The organism is Anaerobacillus sp. ABR4_321 (genome assembly GCF_056158505.1).
This window is the reverse complement of sequence record NZ_JBSWTK010000001.1, coordinates 601362-628352: the sequence shown is the minus strand read 5'-3', so window position 1 is coordinate 628352 and position 26991 is coordinate 601362. Positions and strand designations below refer to the sequence as shown.

At 42.4% G+C, this 26991-nt stretch carries 28 protein-coding genes and 2 rRNA genes; 29 read left to right on the top strand and 1 reads right to left on the bottom strand.

The features are described from left to right. The first annotated feature begins 280 nt into the window (after positions 1 to 280). From ACXADT_RS03520 to rsmI, 12 genes are all read left to right on the top strand, one after another. Positions 281 to 3210 (top strand): 23S ribosomal RNA (locus tag ACXADT_RS03520). A gap of 113 nt (positions 3211 to 3323) precedes the next feature. Continuing rightward, positions 3324 to 3440: ribosomal RNA gene (rrf, locus tag ACXADT_RS03515) — 5S ribosomal RNA — on the top strand. 528 nt (positions 3441 to 3968) lie between these two features. Next, positions 3969 to 4166, top strand: coding sequence for a sigma factor G inhibitor Gin (locus ACXADT_RS03510; RefSeq protein ID WP_270182925.1), 198 nt, complete (start codon positions 3969 to 3971; stop codon positions 4164 to 4166). A 148-nt stretch (positions 4167 to 4314) separates the two neighbouring features. Then, positions 4315 to 5751, top strand: coding sequence for an aminotransferase class I/II-fold pyridoxal phosphate-dependent enzyme (locus ACXADT_RS03505; RefSeq protein ID WP_474833210.1), 1437 nt, complete (start codon positions 4315 to 4317; stop codon positions 5749 to 5751). Positions 5752 to 5755: 4 nt separating this feature from the next. Further along, positions 5756 to 6397 (top strand): dTMP kinase, encoded by a 642-nt coding sequence (gene tmk / locus ACXADT_RS03500; protein ID WP_270182923.1) that lies wholly within the window; start codon positions 5756 to 5758, stop codon positions 6395 to 6397. A gap of 33 nt (positions 6398 to 6430) precedes the next feature. Beyond that, positions 6431 to 6760 (top strand): cyclic-di-AMP receptor, encoded by a 330-nt coding sequence (locus ACXADT_RS03495; RefSeq protein ID WP_224885500.1) that lies wholly within the window; start codon positions 6431 to 6433, stop codon positions 6758 to 6760. A 26-nt stretch (positions 6761 to 6786) separates the two neighbouring features. Then, complete coding sequence (gene holB, locus ACXADT_RS03490) at positions 6787 to 7773, top strand: DNA polymerase III subunit delta' (protein ID WP_474833209.1); 987 nt, start codon at positions 6787 to 6789, stop codon at positions 7771 to 7773. A 4-nt stretch (positions 7774 to 7777) separates the two neighbouring features. Further along, positions 7778 to 8605 (top strand): PSP1 domain-containing protein, encoded by an 828-nt coding sequence (locus tag ACXADT_RS03485; RefSeq protein ID WP_270182921.1) that lies wholly within the window; start codon positions 7778 to 7780, stop codon positions 8603 to 8605. A 16-nt stretch (positions 8606 to 8621) separates the two neighbouring features. Then, positions 8622 to 8966, top strand: coding sequence for a DNA replication initiation control protein YabA (gene yabA / locus ACXADT_RS03480; RefSeq protein WP_270182920.1), 345 nt, complete (start codon positions 8622 to 8624; stop codon positions 8964 to 8966). A gap of 76 nt (positions 8967 to 9042) precedes the next feature. Beyond that, complete coding sequence (locus tag ACXADT_RS03475; protein WP_270182929.1) at positions 9043 to 9780, top strand: tRNA1(Val) (adenine(37)-N6)-methyltransferase; 738 nt, start codon at positions 9043 to 9045, stop codon at positions 9778 to 9780. Continuing rightward, positions 9770 to 10069: a GIY-YIG nuclease family protein gene (locus ACXADT_RS03470; RefSeq protein ID WP_270182919.1), complete on the top strand. Its 300-nt coding sequence runs from the start codon at positions 9770 to 9772 to the stop codon at positions 10067 to 10069. Before ACXADT_RS03475 ends, ACXADT_RS03470 begins: the two co-directional genes overlap by 11 nt. Continuing rightward, positions 10029 to 10895, top strand: a complete 867-nt coding sequence (gene rsmI / locus ACXADT_RS03465; protein WP_270182918.1) for a 16S rRNA (cytidine(1402)-2'-O)-methyltransferase — start codon at positions 10029 to 10031, stop codon at positions 10893 to 10895. Before ACXADT_RS03470 ends, rsmI begins: the two co-directional genes overlap by 41 nt. Before the next feature lie 50 nt (positions 10896 to 10945). Here the strand turns inward: rsmI and ACXADT_RS03460 are convergent, their stop codons facing one another. Next, positions 10946 to 11227: an AbrB/MazE/SpoVT family DNA-binding domain-containing protein gene (locus tag ACXADT_RS03460; protein WP_270182917.1), complete on the bottom strand. Its 282-nt coding sequence runs from the start codon at positions 11225 to 11227 to the stop codon at positions 10946 to 10948. 530 nt (positions 11228 to 11757) lie between these two features. Between ACXADT_RS03460 and metG the strand changes: the two genes are divergently transcribed. The 17 genes from metG to ACXADT_RS03375 all read left to right on the top strand — a co-directional run bounded on the left by metG (position 11758) and on the right by ACXADT_RS03375 (position 26926). Beyond that, complete coding sequence (metG, locus tag ACXADT_RS03455) at positions 11758 to 13698, top strand: methionine--tRNA ligase (RefSeq protein WP_474833207.1); 1941 nt, start codon at positions 11758 to 11760, stop codon at positions 13696 to 13698. Positions 13699 to 13948: 250 nt separating this feature from the next. After that, entirely contained in the window at positions 13949 to 14719 is a 771-nt protein-coding gene (locus ACXADT_RS03450) for a TatD family hydrolase (protein ID WP_270182915.1), read from the top strand. A 209-nt stretch (positions 14720 to 14928) separates the two neighbouring features. Further along, positions 14929 to 16167 (top strand): ubiquitin-like domain-containing protein, encoded by a 1239-nt coding sequence (locus tag ACXADT_RS03445; RefSeq protein WP_474809717.1) that lies wholly within the window; start codon positions 14929 to 14931, stop codon positions 16165 to 16167. Between the two features lie 146 nt (positions 16168 to 16313). Beyond that, the gene (gene rnmV, locus ACXADT_RS03440) at positions 16314 to 16871 is read left to right on the top strand and encodes a ribonuclease M5 (RefSeq protein ID WP_474809715.1); all 558 of its coding nucleotides are present in this window, start codon (positions 16314 to 16316) and stop codon (positions 16869 to 16871) included. Continuing rightward, positions 16868 to 17746 (top strand): 16S rRNA (adenine(1518)-N(6)/adenine(1519)-N(6))-dimethyltransferase RsmA, encoded by an 879-nt coding sequence (gene rsmA / locus ACXADT_RS03435; protein ID WP_270182912.1) that lies wholly within the window; start codon positions 16868 to 16870, stop codon positions 17744 to 17746. Before rnmV ends, rsmA begins: the two co-directional genes overlap by 4 nt. A 151-nt stretch (positions 17747 to 17897) precedes the next feature. Next, positions 17898 to 18776: a sporulation peptidase YabG gene (gene yabG, locus ACXADT_RS03430; RefSeq protein WP_270182911.1), complete on the top strand. Its 879-nt coding sequence runs from the start codon at positions 17898 to 17900 to the stop codon at positions 18774 to 18776. 214 nt (positions 18777 to 18990) lie between these two features. After that, a complete protein-coding gene (veg, locus tag ACXADT_RS03425; RefSeq protein WP_270182910.1) occupies positions 18991 to 19248 on the top strand; it encodes a biofilm formation stimulator Veg in 258 nt (85 codons plus the stop codon). Between the two features lie 145 nt (positions 19249 to 19393). Continuing rightward, on the top strand, positions 19394 to 19576 hold the full coding sequence (locus ACXADT_RS03420; protein WP_224885480.1) for a small, acid-soluble spore protein, alpha/beta type: 183 nt from the start codon (positions 19394 to 19396) through the stop codon (positions 19574 to 19576). A 430-nt stretch (positions 19577 to 20006) separates the two neighbouring features. Continuing rightward, entirely contained in the window at positions 20007 to 20873 is an 867-nt protein-coding gene (gene ispE, locus ACXADT_RS03415; RefSeq protein ID WP_270182928.1) for a 4-(cytidine 5'-diphospho)-2-C-methyl-D-erythritol kinase, read from the top strand. Positions 20874 to 20932: 59 nt separating this feature from the next. Then, positions 20933 to 21787: a pur operon repressor gene (purR, locus tag ACXADT_RS03410; protein WP_270182909.1), complete on the top strand. Its 855-nt coding sequence runs from the start codon at positions 20933 to 20935 to the stop codon at positions 21785 to 21787. Then, on the top strand, positions 21784 to 22158 hold the full coding sequence (locus ACXADT_RS03405; RefSeq protein WP_270182908.1) for a RidA family protein: 375 nt from the start codon (positions 21784 to 21786) through the stop codon (positions 22156 to 22158). The genes purR and ACXADT_RS03405 overlap by 4 nt, the downstream gene beginning before the upstream one ends. A 139-nt stretch (positions 22159 to 22297) precedes the next feature. Beyond that, positions 22298 to 22588 carry a septation regulator SpoVG gene (spoVG, locus tag ACXADT_RS03400; RefSeq protein WP_224885464.1) on the top strand — a complete coding sequence of 97 codons (291 nt, stop codon included), beginning with the start codon at positions 22298 to 22300 and terminating at the stop codon, positions 22586 to 22588. 208 nt (positions 22589 to 22796) lie between these two features. Continuing rightward, positions 22797 to 24164, top strand: coding sequence for a bifunctional UDP-N-acetylglucosamine diphosphorylase/glucosamine-1-phosphate N-acetyltransferase GlmU (gene glmU / locus ACXADT_RS03395; RefSeq protein WP_270182907.1), 1368 nt, complete (start codon positions 22797 to 22799; stop codon positions 24162 to 24164). Positions 24165 to 24260: 96 nt separating this feature from the next. Beyond that, positions 24261 to 25211 (top strand): ribose-phosphate diphosphokinase, encoded by a 951-nt coding sequence (locus ACXADT_RS03390; protein ID WP_270182906.1) that lies wholly within the window; start codon positions 24261 to 24263, stop codon positions 25209 to 25211. A 92-nt stretch (positions 25212 to 25303) separates the two neighbouring features. Beyond that, positions 25304 to 25957: a 50S ribosomal protein L25/general stress protein Ctc gene (locus ACXADT_RS03385; protein ID WP_270182905.1), complete on the top strand. Its 654-nt coding sequence runs from the start codon at positions 25304 to 25306 to the stop codon at positions 25955 to 25957. Positions 25958 to 26080: 123 nt separating this feature from the next. Then, the gene (gene pth, locus ACXADT_RS03380) at positions 26081 to 26638 is read left to right on the top strand and encodes an aminoacyl-tRNA hydrolase (protein ID WP_270182904.1); all 558 of its coding nucleotides are present in this window, start codon (positions 26081 to 26083) and stop codon (positions 26636 to 26638) included. 57 nt (positions 26639 to 26695) lie between these two features. Then, positions 26696 to 26926 carry an anti-sigma-F factor Fin family protein gene (locus tag ACXADT_RS03375; protein ID WP_270182903.1) on the top strand — a complete coding sequence of 77 codons (231 nt, stop codon included), beginning with the start codon at positions 26696 to 26698 and terminating at the stop codon, positions 26924 to 26926. Positions 26927 to 26991: the final 65 nt, after the last annotated feature.

Here is a 26991-nt window from a genome sequence, read left to right as displayed (position 1 = left end):
TGAGCGTTTCGTTTAGTTTTGAAAGAATGATTGTATTCTTTCAAAGTAGGCTATTCGATGAAGTCGAAGTGCGCCTGCGTCTGCGAGTATCGCTAACGATGTTAGCTTCCTCGGCGCATGGCAGCAAAGAAGCGGATTCAAGTAGTAGCCATGTTCCTTGAAAACTAGATAGCACAAACAACGACATCCAATAATTATTATTTTTTGCGTTATAACTTAGTTAGTCACATCTAACGATGTGCACCGATGACGTTAGAACACTGTTTCTAGCGAAATCTAAGGTTAAGCTACTAAGGGCGCACGGTGGATGCCTTGGCACTAGAAGCCGATGAAGGACGGGACGAACACCGATATGCTTCGGGGAGCAGTAAGTACGCTTTGATCCGGAGATTTCCGAATGGGGGAACCCACCATCCGTAATGGGATGGTATTTACTTCTGAATACATAGGAAGTAAAAGGCATACCCGGGGAACTGAAACATCTCAGTACCCGGAGGAAGAGAAAGCAATCGCGATTTCCTGAGTAGCGGCGAGCGAAACGGAAACAGCCCAAACCAGAGGGCTTGCCCTCTGGGGTTGTAGGACGTCTCATTGGAGTTACAAAGGCACGGATAGACGAAGCGACCTGGAAAGGTCCATCAGAGAAGGTAACAATCCTGTAGTCAAAATCCGCTGCCCTCCGAGACGGATCCTGAGTACGGCGGGACACGTGAAACCCCGTCGGAATCCGGGAGGACCATCTCCCAAGGCTAAATACTCTCTAGTGACCGATAGTGAACCAGTACCGTGAGGGAAAGGTGAAAAGCACCCCGGAAGGGGAGTGAAAGAGAACCTGAAACCGTGTGCCTACAACTAGTTGGAGCCCGTTAATGGGTGACAGCGTGCCTTTTGTAGAATGAACCGGCGAGTTACGATCCCGTGCAAGGTTAAGCCGAGAAGGCGGAGCCGCAGCGAAAGCGAGTCTGAATAGGGCGAAGGAGTACGTGGTCGTAGACCCGAAACCGGGTGATCTACCCATGTCCAGGGTGAAGTTCAGGTAACACTGAATGGAGGCCCGAACCCACGCATGTTGAAAAATGCGGGGATGAGGTGTGGGTAGCGGTGAAATGCCAATCGAACCCGGAGATAGCTGGTTCTCTCCGAAATAGCTTTAGGGCTAGCCTCGCGGCAAGAATCTTGGAGGTAGAGCACTGATTGGACTAGGGGTCCCTACCGGATTACCGAATCCAGTCAAACTCCGAATGCCAACGATTTATCCGCGGGAGTCAGACTGCGAGTGATAAGATCCGTAGTCGAGAGGGAAACAGCCCAGACCACCAGCTAAGGTCCCAAAGTATACGTTAAGTGGAAAAGGATGTGGCGTTGCTTAGACAACCAGGATGTTGGCTTAGAAGCAGCCATCATTTAAAGAGTGCGTAATAGCTCACTGGTCGAGTGACGCTGCGCCGAAAATGTACCGGGGCTAAACGTATCACCGAAGCTGTGGATTGTCTTACGACAATGGTAGGAGAGCGTTCTAAGGGCTGCGAAGTCAGACCGAAAGGACTGGTGGAGCGCTTAGAAGTGAGAATGCCGGTATGAGTAGCGAAAGACAAGTGAGAATCTTGTCCGTCGAAAGCCCAAGGTTTCCTGAGGAAGGCTCGTCCGCTCAGGGTTAGTCGGGACCTAAGCCGAGGCCGAAAGGCGTAGGCGATGGATAACAGGTTGATATTCCTGTACCACCTCCTTTCCGTTTGAACGACGGGGGGACGCAGAAAGATAGGGAGAGCGCGCTGCTGGAAATGCGCGTCCAAGCGATTAGGCTGGTGAATAGGCAAATCCGTTCACCGCGAAGGCTGAGTCGTGATGGCGAGGGAATTTAAGTACCGAAGTCCCTGATTCTACACTGCCAAGAAAAGCCTCTAGTGAGGAAAGAGGTGCCCGTACCGCAAACCGACACAGGTAGGCGAGGAGAGAATCCTAAGACGATCGGGAGAACTCTCGTTAAGGAACTCGGCAAAATGACCCCGTAACTTCGGGAGAAGGGGTGCTTCCTCGGGTGAATAGCCCAGGGGAGCCGCAGTGAAAAGATCCAAGCGACTGTTTAGCAAAAACACAGGTCTCTGCCAAGCCGCAAGGCGATGTATAGGGGCTGACACCTGCCCGGTGCTGGAAGGTTAAGAGGAGGGGTTATCCCTTACGGGAGAAGCTCTGAATCGAAGCCCCAGTAAACGGCGGCCGTAACTATAACGGTCCTAAGGTAGCGAAATTCCTTGTCGGGTAAGTTCCGACCCGCACGAAAGGTGCAACGACTTGGATACTGTCTCAACGAGAGACCCGGTGAAATTATAGTACCTGTGAAGATGCAGGTTACCCGCGACAGGACGGAAAGACCCCATGGAGCTTTACTGTAGCCTGATATTGGATTTTGGTACAGCTTGTACAGGATAGGTAGGAGCCACAGAAGCCGGACCGCTAGGTTCGGTGGAGGCGTCGGTGGGATACTACCCTGGCTGTACTGACATTCTAACCCAGCACCGTGATCCGGTGCGGAGACAGTGTCAGGTGGGCAGTTTGACTGGGGCGGTCGCCTCCTAAAGAGTAACGGAGGCGCCCAAAGGTTCCCTCAGAATGGTTGGAAATCATTCGCAGAGTGTAAAGGCACAAGGGAGCTTGACTGCGAGACCTACAAGTCGAGCAGGGACGAAAGTCGGGCTTAGTGATCCGGTGGTTCCGCATGGAAGGGCCATCGCTCAACGGATAAAAGCTACCCTGGGGATAACAGGCTTATCTCCCCCAAGAGTCCACATCGACGGGGAGGTTTGGCACCTCGATGTCGGCTCATCGCATCCTGGGGCTGAAGTAGGTCCCAAGGGTTGGGCTGTTCGCCCATTAAAGCGGTACGCGAGCTGGGTTCAGAACGTCGTGAGACAGTTCGGTCCCTATCCGTCGCGGGCGCAGGAAATTTGAGAGGAGCTGTCCTTAGTACGAGAGGACCGGGATGGACACACCGCTGGTGTACCAGTTGTTCCGCCAGGAGCATAGCTGGGTAGCTACGTGTGGAAGGGATAAGTGCTGAAAGCATCTAAGCATGAAGCCCCCCTCGAGATGAGATTTCCCACAGCGTCAAGCTGGTAAGATCCCTCAGAGATGATGAGGTTGATAGGTTCGGGGTGGAAGCGTGGCGACACGTGGAGCTGACGAATACTAATCGATCGAGGGCTTAACCTAAAACATATTGGAATACGATGTTGCGTGCTATCTAGTTTTCAGGGAATGAAAAGAAGTTCGACTAAGTTCCACCACGTCCTGTGGTGAACATCGAACGACTTACATCCTGTAAGTCTAGTGATGAAGGCGAAGAGGTCACACCCGTTCCCATGCCGAACACGGAAGTTAAGCTCTTCAGCGCCGATGGTAGTTGGGGGCTCTCCCCCTGCAAGAGTAGGACGTCGCTAGGCAAATGAGAAGTCAGAGCATAGAGCTCTGGCTTTTTTGTTTTGTCTGAATGTGGTGTTGAGTCATCAGGGGTTCCTGAAAAGTGGTTTCGCGGATATAAATCGAAAAGCGCGGATAAATGGCCTGGTTTCGCGGATATAAATTGAAAAGCGCGGATATATCATGATTATCGCGGATAAAATGAAAATTTCGCGGATATCGCCCGGACCGCTCGCCCTCAAAAGGTTTTATCTGAATGTCCTTTTAACAAATCAAAAGTTACAAACAACGCTTCGCTGATAAAACCAAAAACTCGCCGATAATAGTGCCTTTTTCGCTGATAAAAGCACTTTTCCATCCCGATCAACCTCCATTACACCACTCCAGCACCCTATTTTGTTATTTTTTATCTCTTTTACCTTAAGACAGACACGGGATAGGCAGGTGTAACATATCCTTAGAAAGGAACCTTATATTCCTGCTGAGAAATGATAACTGTAATGTATATCTAACATACAATTGGGCAAAGCTTTTATCATGGAGGTGGGACGATGGAGAATTCGGTAAGACAGAGTAAGGGAGAAATCTGTCTTGTTTGTGAAGAAACGCGTTTAAAAGGAATTCATATTTGTGAGCGTTTTATTTGTTATGATTGTGAGAGAAAGGTTATTGAAACCGATACAAGTCATGCAAATTATCAGTACTACTTAGAAAAACTACGTAAATTACGACTCAGTCGTTTAGCATAAGGGGATAGCTGAAAAAGCTGTCTTTTTTTTGTTTATAAAACTGGTACATACCCGTGTTATCCCTCTACCTTTACTTCTCGTCTTTGCTAGATAATGATAGAATAATAGTATATGGGTAACGATATTTTAATAGATAGAAGTGGGATAGATGAGAGACCAAAACAGAGTACCACTACTAGAAGCATTATCAGTTTGGAGCAAGAGGGATCCAATTTCTTATCATGTGCCAGGCCACAAAAATGGTGCGATCATTCCAGCTATGGAACAGGCAGAAGAAGTATTTAAGCATGTGATGGCGATCGATGCAACGGAGCTTACTGGGCTTGATGATCTGCATGATGCATATGGAGTGATAAAAGAAGCTGAAGAGTTAGCTTCTGAACTATACGGCAGCGCACAAACTAGATTTTTAGTTGGAGGTTCAACAGCAGGAAATCTAGCGATGATGATGGCGGTATGTCAGCAGGGTGACACTGTTTTCATTCAAAAAAACTGTCACAAGTCTATAATAAATGGACTGAGGTTAACAAAAGCAAAGCCTGTCTTTATTTCACCGGAAATGGAACATAGGAGTCAGGTTGCGACTGGGATTACAGTTGGAAGTCTTAAAGAGGCAATAAGAATGTACCCAGAGGCACGTACACTAGTGCTAACAAACCCTAATTATTATGGAATGTCGGTTGAAATAGAGAAAGTGATTGCGCTCGCTCATGAGCATCATCTTACAGTAATTGTAGATGAAGCGCACGGAGCCCATTTTGGAAAGTCTGGCTATTTCCCAAAGAGTTCGATCGCACATGGTGCGGACCTTGTTGTCCATTCTGCTCATAAGACCCTTCCTGCGATGACGATGGGAGCGTACTTGCATGTTGTGAATGAAGACTACCGTTCGAAGGTAAACGACTATTTACAAATCCTTCAGTCTAGCAGTCCATCTTATCCGATAATGGCTTCACTTGATTTAGCTAGATATCACCTTTCGTCCTTAACTCATGAACAGTTAACACAGATTGTTTCTGAGGTCGATTGGTTTAAGAAAAGTCTAAATCATATAGATGGTGTTACTGTAATCGATCATGCTACTTCATCAGTCAGTACGATTGACCCGTTGAAAGTAACGGTTCAAGTGAAGGGGTTATCAGGCTTTCAATTAGCTGATGAGTTAGAACAAGAATCTATTTTTCCAGAGCTAGCAGATTCGTTAAACGTTCTCCTCGTTTTACCACTTGCGCCAAAACAAGAAAATTATAAGAAGACGATTCAAGTATTCAAGGAAATCGCATTAAAATCTCGAACGAATCCCGTGATTTCCTACAATATAGAAATAGATAAAGAAATCTCGACTCCTGCTTATTCTTTTGAAGAATTGGAGAAAATGAGCAAACGAGAGATCGAAGTAAAGGAAGCAATAGGAAAGATTTCTGCAAAAGCAGTGATTCCATATCCCCCAGGAATTCCGGTAGTTATGCCTGGTGAACGTTTTACAAGTAAACATGTTAAGTTCCTTCTGAACGTTTTATCCGAAGGTGGTCATGTACAGGGGATGATGGGGAATACTATAACGATTGCACTAGAAGAGGAGTAAAGCATTGAAAGGTTTATTTATAACGTTTGAAGGTCCTGATGGAGCAGGGAAATCGACACAGGTCCAAAAGCTTGCCGAGTATTTAAGTGAGGAAAACATCCCTTTTATTCATACAAGAGAGCCAGGAGGAACCGCGATCAGTGATAAGATCCGATCGCTCATTCTAAATCCTGAGCATGCCGAAATGGTTGATGAAACAGAGGTATTATTGTATGCCGCTTCTCGATCTCAACATGTAAACGAAAAAATCATTCCAGCACTAGAGGAAGGTTATGTTGTGTTATGTGATCGTTTTGTTGATGCATCGATCGCCTATCAAGGTGTTGGCCTTGGTTTGGATGTCGAATCGATCAAGATGATCAATGAATTTGCGACAGGGGGGTTAACCCCAGATCGGAGTTACATGATCGATCTTCCTGTAGCAATAGGGAAAGAACGTATGGTTGCTAGGAACCAACTCGATCGTATCGAGCAAAAAGGAACAGACTATCATGAGAAAGTGCGCGGCGCTTTTCTAGAACTATACGACCAAAATCAAGAAAGAATTACACTTGTGGATGGCGATAACGAAGCGAATCAGATTTTTCAGGTGATAAAAGAGGATTTTGTAGCGCTTTGGGATAACTATTGTAGTAACAAAAAATAACGAGGTCATGCTCGCCGCCGAGGAGGGATTATCATGAAATTAGTGATGGCAGTCGTACAGGATAAAGATAGTAATCGCTTATCGAATGCCCTGGTTGACCATAATTTTCAGGCGACCAAGCTTGCGACGACCGGTGGATTTTTACGAGCAGGTAATACGACGTTCCTTATAGGAACTGAGGACCATAGGGTGCAAAAGCTTCTTGATATCATTAAGGACAATTGTCAGAGCAGGGATCAAATGGTGGCACCTGTTTCACCTATGGGTGGAAATGCTGACTCTTACGTGCCGTACCCAGTTGAAGTATCGGTTGGAGGCGCTACTGTTTTCGTATTACCTGTAGAAGCGTTCCACCACTTCTAAAATGTGTTTGGAATGAGTGATTGAAAATGACGGATTGGAAGCAATTAGAAGAGCGACAGCCAACTGTCGTACGGATGGTTATGAATAGTTTCAAGAAGGATAGGCTCTCTCATGCGTATTTATTCGATGGGGGAGCTGGCACTGGCAAAAAGGATATTGCCGTGCACATGGCAAAAACCTACTTCTGCCAAGAGAGAGATGGTATCGATCCTTGCCAAACGTGTAAAGATTGTAAACGAGTCGATTCGGGTAATCATCCAGACCTTCATCTGGTTGAGCCTGATGGCCAATCGATTAAAATAGATCAAATTCGTAAGCTTCAAAAAGAATTCTCTTATTTAGGTGTAGAATCGAATAAGAAAGTTTATATCCTTAATCATTCAGATAAAATGACGACGCAGGCTGCTAATAGCTTGCTAAAGTTTCTAGAAGAACCTGGTAAAATGACGATGGCCATCCTTTTAACGGAACAAAAGCAGCATATACTTCCAACGATTTACTCGAGGTGCCAAGTGCTGACGTTTCGACCTTTATCGGTTACTAATATCGAAAAAGAACTAGTAAACGAAGGAATCACGTCACAGTTAGCGAAACTAGCGTCACAATTAACGAACGATAAAGGAAAAGCGAAGGAACTTGCGACCGATGACTGGTTTGCACAGGCAAGAGCGATAGTGATACAATTGACTGAAGAGTTAAAGGAACGGCCTCATCAGGTTTTTCTTACGATCCATGATAAATGGCTCGCGCATTTTAAGGAGAAATCACAGCTAGACATGGGGCTAAACCTTATGCTGTTTTGGTACAAAGATTTGATGAAGATACAGCTGCAAGATGAGCGGATTGTCTATGCAGATTATAAAGATAAGCTCGAACGTTATGCCCTTCAATTCCCAAGGAAGAGAATAAGCGAGCATATGATGGCGATACTTGATGCCAAAAGACGTCTGAGCGCCAATACGAACCCGCAGTTTGTAATGGAACAGTTAGTGCTCAGGTTACGGGAGGGATAAGTTTGTGTATGAAGTAGTCGGGGTCCGTTTTAAAAAAGCGGGAAAGATCTATTACTTTGACCCGAATAACCTCCAGGTCTCTAACAAAGAATTTGTAATTGTAGAGACAGCACGCGGAGTCGAGTTCGGAAAAGTAGTAATAGCAAATAAGAAAGTTGACGAAGAAGACGTAGTTCTTCCGTTAAAGAAAGTGATACGCATCGCTGATGAGAAAGATCGTTTAGCGGTTGAAGATAATAAGAGCGCAGCAGAAGAAGCATTTGAAGTATGCGGTGCAAAAATTGAAGAGTACAAGCTGGATATGAAGCTTGTTGATGTAGAATATACATTCGATCGCAATAAGATCATTTTCTATTTCACAGCCGATGGAAGAGTAGACTTTCGTGATTTAGTTAAAGGTTTAGCTTCAATCTTTAGAACGCGAATCGAACTTCGCCAAATCGGTGTACGAGATGAGGCGAAGATGCTTGGCGGTATCGGTCCTTGTGGCAGGATGCTATGCTGTTCGACTTGGTTAGGAGATTTCGAGCCTGTGTCGATCAAGATGGCGAAAGATCAAAATCTCTCATTGAATCCAGCGAAAATATCTGGACTATGTGGACGCTTGATGTGCTGCTTAAAATATGAGAACGATGCTTATGAATCAGGCAAAAAAGAACTTCCTGACGTTGGAAAAACCATCAACACAGGTCAGGGTAAAGGTAAGGTTGTAGGGTTGAATATTCTCGAACGCCTTGTACAGGTTGAACTTTTTGAATTAAATCGTGTGACAGAATATACATTAGATGAATTAATACAAGACGGCGCAGTGTCTACGCAAGCCACAGAGTGATTGAGGTGGAACGGAAGTGGAGAAAAAGGAAGTTTTTTCACGAGTAAGCTCAATGGAGGAACAGATTGGTGACTTATATAAACAACTTGGCGATTTAAAAGCACATCTAGCAGCGATGTTAGAAGAAAATCACCATCTCGAAATTGAGAATCACCACTTGCGAGAGCGGTTGGAGCAAACTTCTGAGCCGAGAGGGAAGTCATCTGGCAGGAAGAAGCGCGGAAAGCCTGAAGTTGGTGAGGGATATGATAACCTTGCCCGGTTGTACCAAGAAGGCTTTCATATTTGCAACCTTCACTACGGGAGTATTCGGACGGAAGGCGATTGCCTCTTCTGTCTATCGTTCTTAAATAAAAAGTAGTGGTACGGTCTTTCCTTTTCTGGAAAGACCTTTTTTTAGACGTTGTTTATCAATAATGAGTTAGGAGAACACGATGATGAAATTAAACGAAGATGAACGTTTGGATTATATTGTAGAGAACGAACTCAGTATTATTCAAAGTCCAAACGTGTTTTCATTTTCACTCGATGCCATCCTGCTTGCTAATTTTGCTTGGGTACCTATTACACGTGGCAAAACAGCTGATCTTTGTTCAGGTAATGGAATTATTCCGCTGTTGTTATCTAGGAAAAGCAAAGTAGCGATCGACGGGTTGGAAATACAAGAGAGACTGTTTGACATGGGGAAACGGAGCGTAGCACTAAATGAATTAAGTGATCAGATCACGCTTTATAATGGAGATTTGAAGGAGCTTCCGGTAGAAATGAAGCGCGAATCTTATGATGCGGTCACGTGCAATCCTCCCTATTTTAAAAGTAAGAAAACGGAGCAGCGTAATCTGAATGAACATTTAACGATCGCGAGACATGAGGTGTTATGTACGCTTGATGATGTGATTCAGGCGTGCAGCAGTCTTGTAAAACAAGGCGGGAAAGTATCCATTGTTCATCGCCCAGAAAGACTGTTGGATATTATGACAGTGATGAGGAAGTATAGAATTGAACCTAAACGGATGCAGCTCGTCTATCCAAAAGCGAACAAAGAGGCAAATATTCTTTTAATAGAAGGAATAAAGGACGGAAAGCCTGATTTAAAAGTACTTCCTCCGTTTGTCGTTTACGAAGACAATGGCAACTATACGAACGAAATGAAAGAATTATATAATGAGCTGTAAGCATGTCGTTTATATATTGAGATGCAAAGACGATAGTTTTTACACTGGGTACACAACAGACCTAGCTCATCGTATATCTCAGCATGAGAGTGGGAAGGGTGCTAAGTATACACGTGGAAGAGGACCGTTTTCACTCGTCTATCATGCCACATACGATACGAAGCGCAAGGCACTTCAAGAAGAATATCGTATTAAACAATTAACCCGAGCTCAGAAAATGTCTCTGATTGAAAAGGAAGTGTACGAGCATGTGGAGTCAACAGAGTTACAAGGAAAGCGAAACAGGTAAGTTATATCTCGTCCCAACGCCTATTGGGAATCTAGAGGATATGACGTTTCGGGCGGTGAAGATACTAAAAGAAGTAGATCTGATCGCAGCAGAAGATACGAGGCAATCGAGAAAATTAACGAATCACTTCGAGATCGAGACGGCACTTACGAGTTACCACGAACATAATAAGGATACGAGCGGTCAAAAGTTAATAGAGAAACTACGGGATGGCCAAAACATTGCCTTAGTCAGCGATGCGGGTATGCCGGCTATTTCAGATCCTGGTTATGAACTTGTCTGTGCGTGTGTGGAGGAAGAGATACCTGTTATACCATTGCCAGGTGCGAACGCAGCAACGACTGCATTGATTGCATCAGGTCTTAAAACGCAACATTTCTATTATTATGGCTTTCTTTCTAGACAGAAAAAGGAAAGAAAAAGCGAGCTTGAGCAGCTAGTACCTATTAGGTCACCAATCTTGTTCTATGAAGCACCTCACCGTTTGAAAGAAATGATCAAGGCGATCTTAGAGGTTCTTGGAAACCGAAAAATCGTTATTGCAAGAGAACTTTCCAAGCGATATGAAGAGTTTGTCAGAGGCACAGCTGAAGAAGTATTAGCATGGTGTGAGGATTCGAATGTTAGAGGCGAGTTCTGCGTGATTGTAGACGGTGGGTCTGGTGAAGATGTTACGCAAGAAGCATGGTGGGAAGGTTATTCGTTAGAAGAACATGTAACCCACTATATTAATGAAGGAACAAAGAGTAAAGAGGCGATAAAGCTAGTTTCAAAGGACCGAAATATCCCAAAACGGGACGTTTATCAAGCTTATCATGTCGATTAAAAACTCTATATCAAAATAAAAGCTCCTGCATCGCAGGAGCTTTTTTGTAATTACTTATTCGTTAGTGCTTTTTGAATTTCTTCAAGTACTTGTTCTGCACCTTCACGGCTTAGAACGATCTTACCGTTGCCGATTGCAAGGTTGTCATCAGAAACTTCTCCAGTTACTTGGCAAGTCATGTTTGGCTTATATTTCTTAAGTACGATGCGGTCGTCATCCACATAAATCTCAAGAGCATCCTTTTCAGCGATGCCAAGAGTACGACGTAATTCGATCGGGATTACAACACGGCCTAGTTCGTCAACTTTACGTACAATTCCAGTAGATTTCATGATACATTTCTCCCCTATTCCCAATTTTTTTATTAAATACGTCATGATTCGACAAATTTCTCTATTTATGGTTTATATAATACCAGTGTTTCCCATAACCGTCAATCCTTTTCAAAGGGTAAATATTTCCTAATATGAAGGTGTTTTTAACGGTTTTTGTGAACTGATACTATGAAAATACGAACTCTTCATGCTATGAAGTTTCGACATATTTTTCGAGATTCCTTCGACAAAATGGGGGTTTGTCGATTCGGTTTTGCGAATCAGTGACATTCTTGCATTTCTACCTTAAATTAGGTATATTTTGATGAAGAAGCACTACCAGTAACCAGCGATAAAGCTTAGGCTATAATGCTAATTGAATTTGTTGAAGAGAGTTTTGAATGCTCTCGTCCTGTTTGGACGGGGGCTTTTTATCCCTTATTAAAAAAGAGTTGCAAAACAGTGTTAACTAACGATCATTAGCGTAAATAAAAGGGATTTACCTTTTGTTTCACTAGATAATTGTATGATTCAAGGAGGAAAGCGACATGGGTGACAAAACGTTCTACATTACGACCCCGATTTATTACCCGAGTGGTAAGCTGCACATCGGCCATGCATATACAACTGTAGCTGGAGATGCGATGGCAAGATACAAACGATTGAGAGGATTTGACGTACAATACCTCACAGGAACGGATGAACATGGACAAAAGATTCAAAAGAAAGCCCTAGAGCAAGGCGTTACTCCTCAACAGTATGTTGACGATATCGTCTCAGGGATCAAAGACCTTTGGGACAAATTAGATATCAGCTATGATGATTTTATTCGAACAACTGAAGAGCGCCACGAGAAAGTTGTCGAAAAGATCTTTCAAAAGATGTACGAGAAAGGTGATATCTACCTTGATCAATATGAAGGTTGGTATTGTACCCCGTGTGAATCCTTCTTTACAGAGCGTCAGTTAGTTGACGGAAAGTGTCCTGACTGCGGTAGAGAAGTAGAAAAAGTTAAGGAAGAATCGTACTTCTTTAAAATGGGTAAGTATGCTGATCGACTTTTGAAATTTTACGAAGATAACCCTGAATTTATTCAGCCTGAGTCTCGGAAAAACGAAATGGTAAATAATTTCATTAAACCTGGACTTGAAGATCTAGCTGTTTCAAGAACTTCTTTCGACTGGGGTGTTAAAGTCCCGGGCGACCCTAAGCATGTCATTTATGTTTGGATCGATGCTCTATCGAATTACATCACCTCCCTTGGTTATGGAACAGACGATGAAGAGCTGTACAATAAGTTCTGGCCAGCCGATGTTCACCTGGTAGGAAAAGAAATCGTTCGCTTCCATACGATTTATTGGCCGATCATGCTCATGTCTCTCGAGCTTCCTTTACCTAAAAAGGTATTCGCACACGGTTGGCTCCTCATGAAGGATGGCAAGATGTCGAAGTCGAAAGGAAATGTGGTTGACCCTGTAACGTTGATCGATCGCTACGGACTCGATTCTCTACGTTACTATCTACTGCGTGAAGTTCCATTCGGATCAGATGGGGTTTTCACTCCTGAAAGCTTCGTGGAACGTATCAACCATGACCTAGCTAATGATTTAGGGAACCTCTTAAATCGTACTGTGGCGATGATCGATAAATATTTTGATGGACAAGTTCCAACGTATAGCGGGTCTGTAACGGAATTTGATGACAACCTTGTAGCACTAGTTGAACAAACGGTAGAAAAGGTTGAGCAATCTCTTGATAATATGGAGTTCTCAGTAGCATTGACGTCCATTTGGCAACTCATCAGCCGCACGAATAAGTATATCGATGAGACACAGCCATGGGTGCTTGCAAAGGATGATTCAAATAAAGAGAAACTTGGAGCTGTTATGGTTCACCTTGCTGAATCATTGAGACAGGTTGCGATTATGCTTCAACCATTCTTAACTCAGACGCCTAAGAAAATTTGGGCTCAGCTCGGTATTGAAGAAGGAGAGCGTACGAGCTGGGATTCTCTTACGTTTAAGCCTGGTTATGGTGGTACTAAGGTTCAAAAAGGTACACCATTATTCCCTCGCCTCGACCGTGATGAAGAAGTAGCACACATTGTTGAAGAGATGGGCGGCAATCAAGTTAAGGAAGCACCAGCTGTCGAGAAACCTGACCTAGATGAAATAACGATTGAAGATTTTACGAAAGTAGACCTTCGTGTTGCACAGGTATTAGAAGCTGAACCTGTTAAGAAAGCGAACAAACTTCTTAAACTTCAATTAGACCTTGGTTATGAAACGAGACAAGTTGTTTCTGGTATCGCAAAACATTACAAGCCAGAAGAACTGATTGGTAAAAAAGTTGTATGCGTCTCTAACCTGAAGCCTGTAAAACTAAGAGGCGAACTGTCAGAAGGCATGATCCTTGCTGGAGAACATGACGGTGAACTGAAGCTGTCAACAATAGCTGACAGTTTACCAAATGGAACCCAAATTAAATAATTGTGTGAGACTCGGTCCTTGGACCGGGTCTTTTTTACTTTTAATTTCACAATATATTCCTTGCAATAGTTCTCTTTTACCATCAGCAATTCCTTTTTAATAACCAAAAATAGTTTTAAGTTAACAATAAAAATGGGTGTTATTTGTCGTTTGTAACGGAATTGTAATTGAATTGAAACTGTTTAGCATTAGAAAATAACTAGTACATTTGATACACTTGCTTCGTACTATACGGAAAAGGAGTTTTTTCATGCTATTCGACACGCACACCCATTTGAACGTTGAACAATTTTCCGAAGATAAGAAAGAGGTTATTGATCGCGCTCGAGAAGCTGGGGTAAGTAAGATGATTGTCGTTGGTTTCGACCATGAAACAATAACGAATGCTATGAAGCTTGTTGAAGAGTATGACTTTCTATACGCTGCAGTAGGTTGGCATCCAGTAGATGCTGTCGACATGAAAGAGGAAGACCTGGCGTGGATTGAAAAACTCGCAGAACATCCGAAGGTAGTTGCCATAGGCGAGATGGGACTTGACTATCATTGGGACAAGTCACCACATGACATTCAAAAAGAAGTTTTTCGAAAGCAAATACAACTTGCAAAGAAAGTGAAACTACCGATCATCATACATAACCGTGAAGCGACAAGGGATGTTATCGATATTCTTAAAGAAGAAGATGCATCTGAAGTTGGCGGCATCATGCATTGCTTCGCAGGCACAGTTGAAGAAGCGAACGAGTGCTTGGACATGAACTTTTATATTTCTTTAGGTGGTCCAGTAACATTCAAAAACGCAAAACTACCAAAAGAAGTAGCGAAGGAAGTGCCTCTTGAACGCCTTCTTGTCGAAACTGATTGTCCATTTCTTGCCCCTCATCCTTACAGAGGGAAACGGAACGAACCATCGTACGTTAAGCTAGTAGCTGAACAGGTTGCTGATCTAAAGGATATGGAATACGAAGACTTGGCTAAAGTAACTTTCGACAATGCGATCCGGTTATTTGGAATACAACGTTAAAAAAGAAACTGTCGATCGATGATAAGTTAGGCTTTTTGAAATAAGATATTCACCCTATAAAAGTGAAACCTATTTCTTTATGATTTCCCCTTCATTTTGCGAGGAAAATAGCGTCAAATCTATTAAACTTGCAAAGTGCGGGACTTGTGTGAGAGTGAATGAAGCTTTTCTTTATGAAACAAAGACGGTTCTAGGAGGACTCTAAAACGATGAAAACCAAGATGCAAAGTTTTTCCGCTAACACCGGAAAGAAAATTTTTATGGCGCTATTGAGCGTGGTTGTGCTAGGTTTAGTCTCCGGCTTTATCGTGTTTGAAACTACAAAAGCTTCAGTAACACTTGTCCTAGATGGGGAAGAGAAGCTAGTTAAGACGCATGCAAATACGGTTGGAGATGTGTTAAAAGAACAAGAAGTCGATGTTGGAGAATACGATTATGTAAACCGTGACCTTTCAGCTGAGTTAACTAGAGGGAATCGAATCATCTGGAAACCTGCGATGGAAGTTACGATAAAGGTGAACGGTAAAGAAGAACGTGTTTGGACTACGAAAGATACAGTTAAGGAATTACTAGCAGAAGAGAAGATCAACTTAAGTGAACATGACCAGCTATCAGTTTCGATGGGCAGTGAACTTAAGAAAGACATGGAGATTTCAATTACTGAAGCATTCCAGGTAAATGTCAATGACGGCGGGAAACAAACGGACGTTTGGACCACTTCGACTACGGTCGCTGACTTTTTAGAACAGCAGAATATTGAACTCGGAGAACTCGACCGCGTTGAGCCAGGTAAGGAGACTAAGCTTAAATCAGGATCTGACATCAACGTTGTAAGAGTAGAAAAAGTCACCGATGTAGTGGAAGAATCGATTGATTTTACAACAGTTACCAAGAATGATAGCTCAATGCAAAAGGGCAAAGAAAAGGTTATCAATTCAGGTAAAAATGGTAAGGAAAAGAAGCACTATGAAGTGGTTCTTGAGAACGGTAAAGAAGTCTCGAGAGAGCTTGTGAAAACAGAAGTAGTTGAAAAAAGTAGCGATCGTGTTGTTGCAGTTGGTACACAGGTGATCAAGCAGACAGCAGCTAAGAAAAAGACGGCTACAACCGCTTCAACAACGAAGAAAAAATCTACTTCATCATCAAAACCTTCAAGTGGTAAGGTCTTATATGTATCAAGTACTGCTTACACAGCGAATTGCTCTGGATGCTCAGGCATCACGGCTACTGGTTTTAACTTGAAGTCTAACCCTGGTGCTAAAGTTATAGCTGTTGATCCTAGTGTCATACCTCTAGGTTCAAAAGTACACGTTGAAGGATACGGTACAGCTATTGCAGCGGATACTGGTGGTGCGATCAAAGGAAACAAGATCGACGTATTCTTCTCTTCAAAATCAGCTGCCTATGCTTGGGGACGTAAGTCAGTGAAAATTACGATTCTAAATTAGGACAAGATCTATGATATGCTAGTAACACAGAGGGGGATTTTTCTCTCTCTGTGTTTTTTATATGAAAAATAAAAGACTGTGATGGACATAGCTATTAATATAGACGAATTAGGAATCGAAAAGGTTTCATTTCTGGAGGACGTATTGTGAAAGTTAAAGAAATCATTATAGTAGAAGGAAAAAATGATTCACTCGCTATTAAACGAGCAGTTGATGCTGATACATTAGAGACGAATGGTTCTGAGATAAGCGAAGAAACGCTTAAGAGGATCGAACTTGCTGCGAAAAAAAGAGGGGTTATCATTTTTACAGATCCCGACTATCCAGGCACTCGTATAAGACAAATTATTAGTCAAAGGCTTCCTTCCTGTAAGCATGCCTTTTTAAACAAAAAGTATGCGATTTCTGCGAATGGAAAAAAGGTTGGTATCGAACACGCCTCATCTGAAGCGATTCGTGATGCAATCCTCACGGTAAGAGAAGAGTTTGAGGCACCAGACATTTTGATCGAATGGGAAGATTTAATCGACGCTGGTCTCGTAGTAGGTCCAAAAGCTAAGGCGAGAAGGCAGGCGCTAGGTGAAAAGCTTCAAATGGGCTATATGAATGGAAAGCAGCTCTATAAAAGACTACAAATGTTTCAGATTTCAAAAGAAGAGTTTATACTCGCATTTGAAGAAGTACTACAGGAGGAACAAGAATGAATAAAGAAATCTCAACACCTGTGAGAACGAAAGCAATATTAGAAAAATACGGTTTTACATTTAAGAAAAGTCTAGGACAAAACTTTCTGATCGATTCGAACGTCCTTACAAAGATCGTTAATCAGGCAAACCTTACGGCTGGATCTGGCGCAATTGAAATTGGCCCGGGGATTGGTGCGTTAACAGAGAAGTTGGCTAAGCAAGCAAATAAAGTAGTCGCGTTTGAAATTGACCAAAGGTTACTACCGATTCTCGCGGATACGCTATCTCCATATCCGAATGTCACCATACGTCACGCTGATGTTCTAGAAGCTGATGTACACAAAGTGATCGAAGAGGAGTTTGAGAGCGGCCAAGATTTAATGGTAGTTGCAAACCTTCCTTATTATGTGACGACACCTATATTAATGAAACTTCTAGAAGAGAAGCTTCCTGTGCGTGGTATCGTCGTGATGATACAGAAAGAAGTAGCTGAGCGTATAGCGGCCAAACCAGGTTCAAAGAACTATGGCTCACTTTCTTTAGCTGTACAGTACTATGCTGAAGCAAAGACTGCACTTACCGTACCTAGTACAGTCTTTGTACCAAAGCCAAACGTAGACTCGGCGGTTTTACACTTAGAGCTAAGGAAAGAGCCTCCGGTAGATCTACTTAGTGAGAAGCACTTTTTTGAAGTGATTCGTGCAAGCTTTGGACAAAGAAGAAAGACGCTAATGAATAATCTGCAAAATAATTTATTAAGTAAAGATAAAAAGCCAATGATTGAAGAAGTTTTAAAAGAAACTGATATCGAAGGCAGTCGACGTGGTGAAACGCTCTCTATGGAGGAGTTTGCAAAGCTGAGTAACGCTTTTTATCGTCGATTAGAAAGTTAGGACACTTCAAATGAAGTGTCTTTTTTTATGTCCATTTAGAAATTGCCCGTTTCAAGCTTTTCCTACGAGTTCATCTTTTTACTGAGCTTTCATATAGTAAAAAAAGAGTGATGCTTTAAGCAAAGAGGTAAAGCGGCCTGGGGGGAAGACAATGACAATGAAAGAAGGAGATATCGTAGCCAGGCGTTCATATGGCTGTGATTTAATTTTTAGGATCACTAAGGTGAATGAATCAACTCAAATTGTTGAGCTTGTAGGAGAAGATATGAGGTTGATCGCTGACTCGCCAGTTGATGATCTTGTGCTGATCGATACGAAGGAGCACAAGTCGAGACAAGAGCAAATAAAGGAAAAGGAGGACTATTCTTTTCGATTGTTTCGTCAAGATTATCAGCTTTTACGAATGAAGAGAGAATATACCGCGACAAACCACTTTAAGAAGGAAACAAGTTTTTTCGAAATACCAGGGAAGATCCTTCATATAGACGGCGATGCATTATATTTAAATAAATGCCTAGATATGTATAAGCGGTTAGGTGTGCCCGTCTATGGTATTTATATGAAGGAAAGTGAAATTCCTGAGAAAATCATCAAGCTGGTAAACAACGTCAGGCCAGATATTCTCGTGATCACAGGTCATGATGCATATAGTAAACATAAGGGTGAGAAAAAAGACTTACAATCCTATCGAAATTCACGATATTTTGTTCGTGCTGTAAAAGAAGTGAGAAGTGTTTTTCCAAATCTAGACCACTTAGTTATTTTTGCAGGAGCTTGTCAATCACACTTCGAATCGTTGATTCGCGCCGGTGCAAATTTTGCGAGCTCTCCTTCAAGAATTAACATTCATATGTTGGATCCGGTGTTTATCGTTTCAAAAATTGCATTAACATCGTTCACTGATCACGTAAATGTGTGGGATGCTCTCAGGAATACATTAACAGGAGAAGATGGTCTTGGGGGAGTAGAAACAAAGGGAATTCTTAGAACTGGTATGCCGATGAAAGACCACGAGGAATATTCAGAATAGGATGAAGGATGGTGATCTCACCATCCTTCAATCGCGTATTGGAAGATTTTTAAGCGCATTCACATATTTTTCGACAAACTTGCAAAGACTAAAATTACACATCTTTGATAAATAACAATTGACATAGTTTTTAATTGGTTGTTATAATTTAAGTTTTATTTGACAAAACAGCGCAAAAGATGTTATAATTTGTCTAAGTGAGGTGGATGTTCCTATGGCAAAAACGATCGTAGAGATCAAACAGACGTTACAATCCCAAGTTGGCAAACGGTTGACCTTGAAGGCAAACGGAGGTCGCAGGAAGACAATTCAACGTTCAGGCATCCTTGAAGAAACCTACCCGGCAGTGTTCATTGTTAAGCTAGACCAGGACACAAATGCGTTTGAACGTGTCTCTTACAGCTACACGGACGTACTGACCGAAACAGTACAGTTAACATTTAACGAAGAACAAGCAGCAGTAAGCGGTTAAGGCGATCGGTCTAACTGCTTTTTTTGCTTTTTTAACGAGCTATTCGTTGCAATGCTTCCCATTATTGGATACATATTAAGGGGATAGCAACTTCTTTCGATTCTAACACTAAGAGTGTCACAGGATTGAAAGGAGCTGAATTCGCATGGGCAGACATAAAGGAATCATGTCAGACCATTTGAAGGAAGAAATTGCGAAAGAGCTTGGATTTTATGATACGGTTCAGAAAGAAGGTTGGGGAGGAATCAAAGCTCGCGATGCAGGTAACATCGTGAAGCGTGCTATTGAAATGGCACAAGAACAGCTTGCAAACCAACAAAAACACTGAACCCTGTGACGAGGGACCCCGGCAAATTGTCGGGGTTTTTTGTTTGGGGTTGAGAGATTCTTGAGTGATTGAATTAGAGCTATAAAAGTGAACTCTCCGTTTCTAAGCGCTCGTTTCCGCTTTTAATGTCCAGCTGCAACTCGCAGAAACTGCGATATTTCGCTCTTTCACTTGAACACAAAAAGCGTGTTCTATTTCAAGAGTTCCAATATCTCCGTTTCTAAGCGCTCGTTTCCGCTTTTCTGGTGTCCAGCTACAACTCGCAGAAACTGCGATATTTCACTCTCTCAACAGAACACAAAGAGCGTGTTCTATTTCAAGAGTTCCAATATCTCCGTTTCTAAGCGCTCGTTTCCGCTTTTCGGTTGTGTTACAATTATTCGGAGAAATAAATTTGTCGAACGGTAGAACTAAAATGAAGGTGAACGAGATGAAGAAATTAAGTGTGAAGGCACCGGCGAAAATCAATTTGGCGCTTGATGTGTTGTATAAACGGTCTGATGGTTTTCATGAAGTAGAGATGGTGATGACGAATGTAGATCTAGCTGATCGCTTGGAGCTTTCTGAGCTAAGGTACAATAGCATTGTTCTTGAGTCAACGAGTGGCTTCGTTCCAGATGATAAGAGAAATTTAGCTTATCAAGCAGCGGCCTTATTGAAAGAACGCTTTTCGATCAAGAAAGGGATATCGATTAAGATCGATAAACAAATTCCAGTTGCTGCGGGATTAGCAGGTGGGAGCAGTGACGCTGCTGCGACTCTTCGTGGATTGAATGAGCTTTGGGAGTTAGGCCTCAGTTATGATGAACTTGCTGAGCTTGGATCAGAAATAGGCTCTGATGTAGCGTTCTGCGTATATGGTGGCACAGCAGTTGCGAGAGGAAGAGGAGAGATCATTACACCGATCGACGCACCTCCGCCGTGCTGGGTCGTTCTTGCGAAGCCTTCGATCGGAGTTTCAACTGCCGATGTGTATAAGAGACTAAACACATCGAATATGATTCACCCTGATATTAAAGGGATGATAAATGCAGTTGAATCAAAGGATTACGATTCAATCTGTGCTAAACTCGGGAATGTACTAGAGGATGTTACACTCGAACTTCATCCTGAAGTCCGTCAGATTAAAGAAAAGATGGAACAGCTTGGTGCTGATGGTGTCTTGATGAGTGGTAGCGGTCCAACTGTATTTGGGTTAACGAGACATGAATCGCGCATGCAGAGAATTTATAACGGATTACGAGGCTTTTGTGATCAGGTTTATGCTGTTAGGCTGCTAGGCGAGAAGAACCCTTGATAAAATCCGTATGTTAGTGGTATATTATTGTTAATTATTCGGATTTTGGAGGTTCTTCTATGAAGATGAAGCGAAGTTCTCGACTGGTGGACATGACAAGGTACCTACTTGAGCATCCGCATCGGTTAGTATCATTAACAAATTTCTCTGAACGATATGGAGCAGCTAAATCCTCCATTAGTGAGGATCTGGTAATCATCAAAGAAAACTTTGAGCAACAAGGTGTAGGCTCATTGTTAACTGTCCCAGGGGCAGCGGGGGGAGTGCGGTACATCCCATTGATCAGTCGTCCCGAAGCAGATAAAGTCGTTTCTGAACTCTGTGAGTTTTTAGAAAGTCCAGAACGGTTATTGCCTGGTGGATATTTATATTTAACAGATATTCTTGGAAATCCAGAAATGATGAATCAGGTAGGGCGCTTGTTTGCTTCTGTTTTTGCGAATCGAGACATCGACGTGGTTATGACGGTAGCTACAAAAGGGATTCCGCTCGCATACGCAGTGGCAAGTCATTTGAATGTACCAGTCGTGATCGTTCGTCGAGACAGTAGAGTTACGGAAGGTTCTACTGTGAGCATTAATTATGTCTCAGGGTCTTCGAAACGAATCCAAACGATGGCTTTAGCGAGAAGAAGCCTGCAGCCCGGGGCAAACGTATTAATCGTTGATGATTTCATGAAAGTAGGTGGAACCATTCAAGGAATGGTGAATCTTCTTGAAGAATTTCAGGCTGAAGTAGCGGGAATCGGTGTTCTCGTTGAAGCAGAAGGTGAAGGAGAAGAAAGGTTAGTTGAAGAATATGTATCGATGATGAATCTCGGTGGAGTCGATATGAAACAGCGAACCATTCAAGTAGCTCCAGGGAACTACAGAGATTTTCTCGAGAATTCAACACAAGGAGTGGAAACCGAATGAAGAACGTGTTTACGCAAGAAGCACCAGAAGCAATTGGACCATACTCTCAAGGAATCATCGTGAACAATTTATTTTATAGTTCAGGTCAAATCCCGTTAAAGCCAGATGGAACCATGGTTGGTGAAGGAATCGAAGAACAGACGCATCAAGTATTTGCTAACGTTAAAGCTGTTCTTGAAGCTGCTGGCTCTTCATTAGAAGACGTAGTGAAAACGACGGTATTTATAAAAGATATGAATCAGTTTGGCTCTATCAATGAGGTATATGGGGAGTATTTCTCAGAACATAAGCCGGCTAGATCGTGCGTAGAAGTAGCTCGCTTACCAAAAGACGCATTAGTAGAAATGGAAGTCATCGCTCTCGTTCGATAAAACACTCAATTTTTGGGTGTTTTTTTATATCTAAATAAATTTTTATAACATTTTTTATTTTTTGAAGAAGGGATTTTTGTAAATAAGTTGAATATTGCATATATGCTCTAACTAATGGAAAAAGGTGGTGTACTAACAGGTGGAAATTACAGATGTTCGCCTACGTCGTGTGAATACGGAAGGACGCATGCGCGCAATCGCTTCCATCACTATGGATCATGAATTTGTTGTTCATGATATTCGTGTTATTGATGGAAATAACGGCATGTTTGTAGCGATGCCAAGCAAAAGAACTCCAGATGGAGAATTTCGCGATATCGCTCATCCGATTTCCTCGAATACAAGGGAAAAAATTCAATCAGCTGTCCTAGCTGAATATCATCGTGTTGGAGAAATGGAATCCGCATATGAAGAAGCAGGTGCTTCTTAATAGGTGAAAGCCCGGTCAATCGACCGGGCTTTTTTATATGCAAAAAGGATCGGTCTCTACATTAATATGGAAGAGTTGTTTCAAGAAATTGACGATTATTTCGTTTGAAATGTAAAATGCTTGATATTTAGGGAACTTCCTTGAAAATAAGGGGTTTTTAAGATATAGTCATAGTGGAAAAAAAGGATACAATGGAGGTTCCATATACATGAATAGATACGCAGTGGTATTGGCAGCAGGTCAAGGTACACGTATGAAGTCAAAGCTATACAAAGTCCTTCACCCTGTTTGTGGAAAGCCGATGGTAGAACATGTCGTCGACCAACTTAATGCGCTTGAGCTAGAAAATGTTGTGACTGTTGTTGGGCACGGAGCTGAAATGGTAAGTGAACAGCTAGGGAAGCGGTCTGAGTATGTTCTTCAGGAAGAACAGCTTGGTACAGCTCATGCGGTTATGCAAGCTAAAGATATCCTTTCTGATAAGGATGGAGTAACGCTAGTTGTATGTGGTGACACCCCTTTGATTACGAAAGAAACGATGGATTCACTTCTTTCATATCACGAAGAGCAAGATGCTAAAGCTACGATTCTGACTGCGAAAGCAGATAATCCGTTTGGTTATGGCCGTATTATCCGTGATGATCATGGAAGCGTTCAGCGTATCGTCGAACAAAAAGACGCAAACGAAGCAGAACAAAAAGTAACTGAAATCAACACAGGTACATACTGCTTTGATAATAAGACACTCTTCGAGACGTTGCAGTTAGTGAATAATGAAAATTCACAAGGTGAGTACTACTTACCAGATGTCGTTGAAATTCTTCAGCAAAAAGGAGAAATTGTTGCTGCTTATCAAACGGCAGATTTCAATGAAACCATGGGAGTTAATGACCGCGTAGCACTTTCTCGTGCAGAACAAGCTATGAAAAAGCGTATTAATGAGAAACATATGCGTAATGGAGTTACTCTTATCGATCCAGATGCAACGTATATTTCTTCTGAAGCGGTTATCGGACAAGACACTGTGATTTATCCTGGTACGACTATTAATGGAGAAGTTGTTATCGGTGAAGAGTCTGCTATTGGTCCGAACAGTGAAATTAAAGATAGTAAAATCGGTAGTAAGAGTGTAGTGAAGCAATCTGTCGTTCATAATAGCGAAGTAGGCTCAGAAGTGACGATTGGACCTTTTGCACACGTGCGTCCTTCCTCTCAAATTCACGATGGCGTAAAGATCGGGAATTTTGTAGAAGTGAAGAAGTCAGTAATGGGAGAAGGAAGTAAAGCCTCTCACCTCAGCTATATCGGCGACGCTGAGATCGGTAAAGATGTGAACCTCGGCTGTGGTTCAATCACCGTAAATTACGATGGTAAGAATAAATACCTCACAAAAGTAGAAGATGGAGCGTTTATTGGCTGTAATGTAAATCTCATTGCACCTGTTAATGTAGGTAAAGGAGCTTTTGTAGCAGCAGGCTCAACCATCACAGATGATGTGCCTGAACAAGCCTTGTCAATTGCACGTTCTCGTCAAACAAATAAAGAAGACTATGCTTCGAAATCAACCGAAAAGTAATTTTTGAAACAATAAGAAAGCAACGTAGTGCGAATCAGCGCTCTGTCACCTGAGCGTTTGTACTTTTCTTATTAAATAATGGAGGGGTAACGGCCAATGGCTAATTATTTAGATCCAAACTTGAAAGTGTTTAGTTTAAACTCGAATCCTGACCTTGCGGAGGAAATTGTTGAACATATTGGTGTTCATATGGGAAAGTGTTCGGTAGTTCGTTTTAGCGACGGCGAGATTCAGATTAATATTGAAGAAAGTATTCGTGGTTGTGACGTGTATGTTATTCAGTCCACATGTTCACCTGTAAACGAAAACATCATGGAACTTCTTATTATGGTTGATGCTTTAAAGCGTGCTTCTGCAAAAACCATCAATGTCGTGATTCCGTATTACGGCTATGCACGTCAGGACCGTAAGGCAAGATCAAGAGAGCCTATTACGGCTAAGTTGATGGCAAACTTGCTCGAAGTAGCAGGTGTTTCCCGTTTGATCACGCTCGATCTTCATGCGTCTCAAATCCAGGGATTCTTTGATATTCCTGTCGATCAACTACTCGGTGTACCAACACTTGCTAAACATTTTGAGGAGAAAGATTTAGATGATATAGTAGTCGTTTCTCCGGATCACGGTGGTGTAACAAGAGCTCGTAAGCTTGCTGAACGTCTAAAAGCACCAATCGCAATCATCGATAAGCGTCGCCCGCGTCCGAATGTGGCGGAAGTGATGAACATCGTCGGAAATATCGAAGGCAAAACTGCGATCATTATCGACGACATTATCGATACTGCAGGTACGATTACGCTCGCAGCAAATGCCCTCGTAGAGAATGGTGCGAAAGAAGTATATGCTTGTTGTACACACCCTGTTCTATCTGGACCGGCAATCGAAAGGATCGATAATTCCAAAATTAAAGAATTAGCTGTAACGAATACGATCCCGCTACACGAAGAAAAGCAAATCGATAAGATCACTCAACTATCAGTTGCTCCGCTACTAGGCGAAGCGATTATCCGTGTTCATGAGCAGCTTTCTGTCAGCAAACTCTTCGATTAAGAAAAATAAGATTTAAATACAAGGTTTATTACTTACTGGATAAGGGTATTCATATAGAAGACATAAAACCTATTCAGGAAGGTGATTTCCAAATGGCAGCAACATTAAAAGCATTAGATCGTAATACAACAAAGAGAAGCGAATTAAGAGTACTACGTGAAGAGAAGGAAGGTCTTCCGGCGGTACTATACGGCAAGGATCGTTCAAGCGCACCGGTGTCAGTCGATGCTCTTGAATTTGTCAAAGTCTACCGTGATGTAGGTAAGAACGGTGTTATCGAGCTTGATTTTGAAGGACAGGGAAAATATCCTGTAATGGTGTATGACTTACAGGTTGATCCTCTGAAAAACCAAATCTTGCACGTAGATTTCTATTCAGTAGACCTTGATAAAGAAGTTGAAGCTGAAGTTCCTGTTCACTTAAAAGGAACTGCACAAGGCGACAAAGACGGTGGCGTTGTACAGCAAATGCTTCATGAAATCACAGTAAAAGCAAAACCTAATGATTTCCCAGATAGTATCGACGTTGATATTACTGAATTGAATGTAGGAGACGCTGTTCTCATCAGTGATCTTCCGACAAGTAATAAATACGAGATTGTGGTTGATGGAGAAGAACCGATTGCATCTGTCGTTCCTCCAACGAAAGAACCTGTTGAAGATGAAGAAGAAGCAGATGAAGTGGCAGAAGAGCCACCTGCTGACGAAGTTGAAGAAACAGACGATGAAACAACGAAAACAGAATAAACAGCAAAGACGTAACCTGGTCGGTTACGTCTTTTTTACAGAATTAATTTCTTCGATCGATGAATATTGAATGGTTTTTTTGATACGATAGAAGAAAAGTAACGAAAGGTAGGACGTTAACAGTTGAAACTTATAGTAGGCCTCGGAAATCCTGGTAAAAAATTTAATAACACACGCCACAACGTTGGGTTTATGGCGATAGATGAACTTTCAAAGGAGCTCGGCATCTCCGTCGACCAAAAAAAGTTTAATGGGCTATATGGAAAAGGTATGGTGAATGGAGAGACGGTCTTTTTACTCAAGCCGCAAACTTATATGAATCTATCCGGTGAATCGGTTAGACCCTTGATGGAATACTTTAATATTGAGGTGGATGACCTTCTTGTCATTTATGACGACCTCGATCTACCGACTGGTAAAGTGAGACTTCGTCAGAAAGGAAGCGCTGGTGGCCATAACGGGATGAAATCAATCATCGCTCACGTTCACACCCAAGAATTTAAGAGAGTGAGAATTGGAATTGACCGTTCTGGTAGAGACTCTGTTATCGACTATGTGCTAAAACCATTTTCAAAAGAAGAACAACCACCAATTCAAGAAGCTATTGAGCGAACAGTAAAAGCTTGCGAAGCTTGGACAACTGAGTCCTTCCCGGAAGTGATGAATCAATACAACGCTTGAATATCCGTTCTTTCTCCCGTCAATACTAAAATTAGGTAATGACAGGGAGGAAAAACGATGACTATTCATTATGTATGTCGCCATTGCGACGTGCAGGTTGGCACACTGAATCAAAACGATTGTTCAGCAGAAGGATTGGGCTTTCATCAGCTTACTCAAGAAGAGCGGCAATCGATGATTGAATATAAACAGGATGGTACAATTACAGTGAAGACAATTTGCGAGGATTGTCATGATGCGATGGAAAGAACACCATCTTACCATGAATTAGACACATTTATTCAATAAGAGGCTTTGGGCGGAAACCAAAGCATTTTTGCGTTCTTAAAAGTGATTCGCTGCTTTTAAGAATG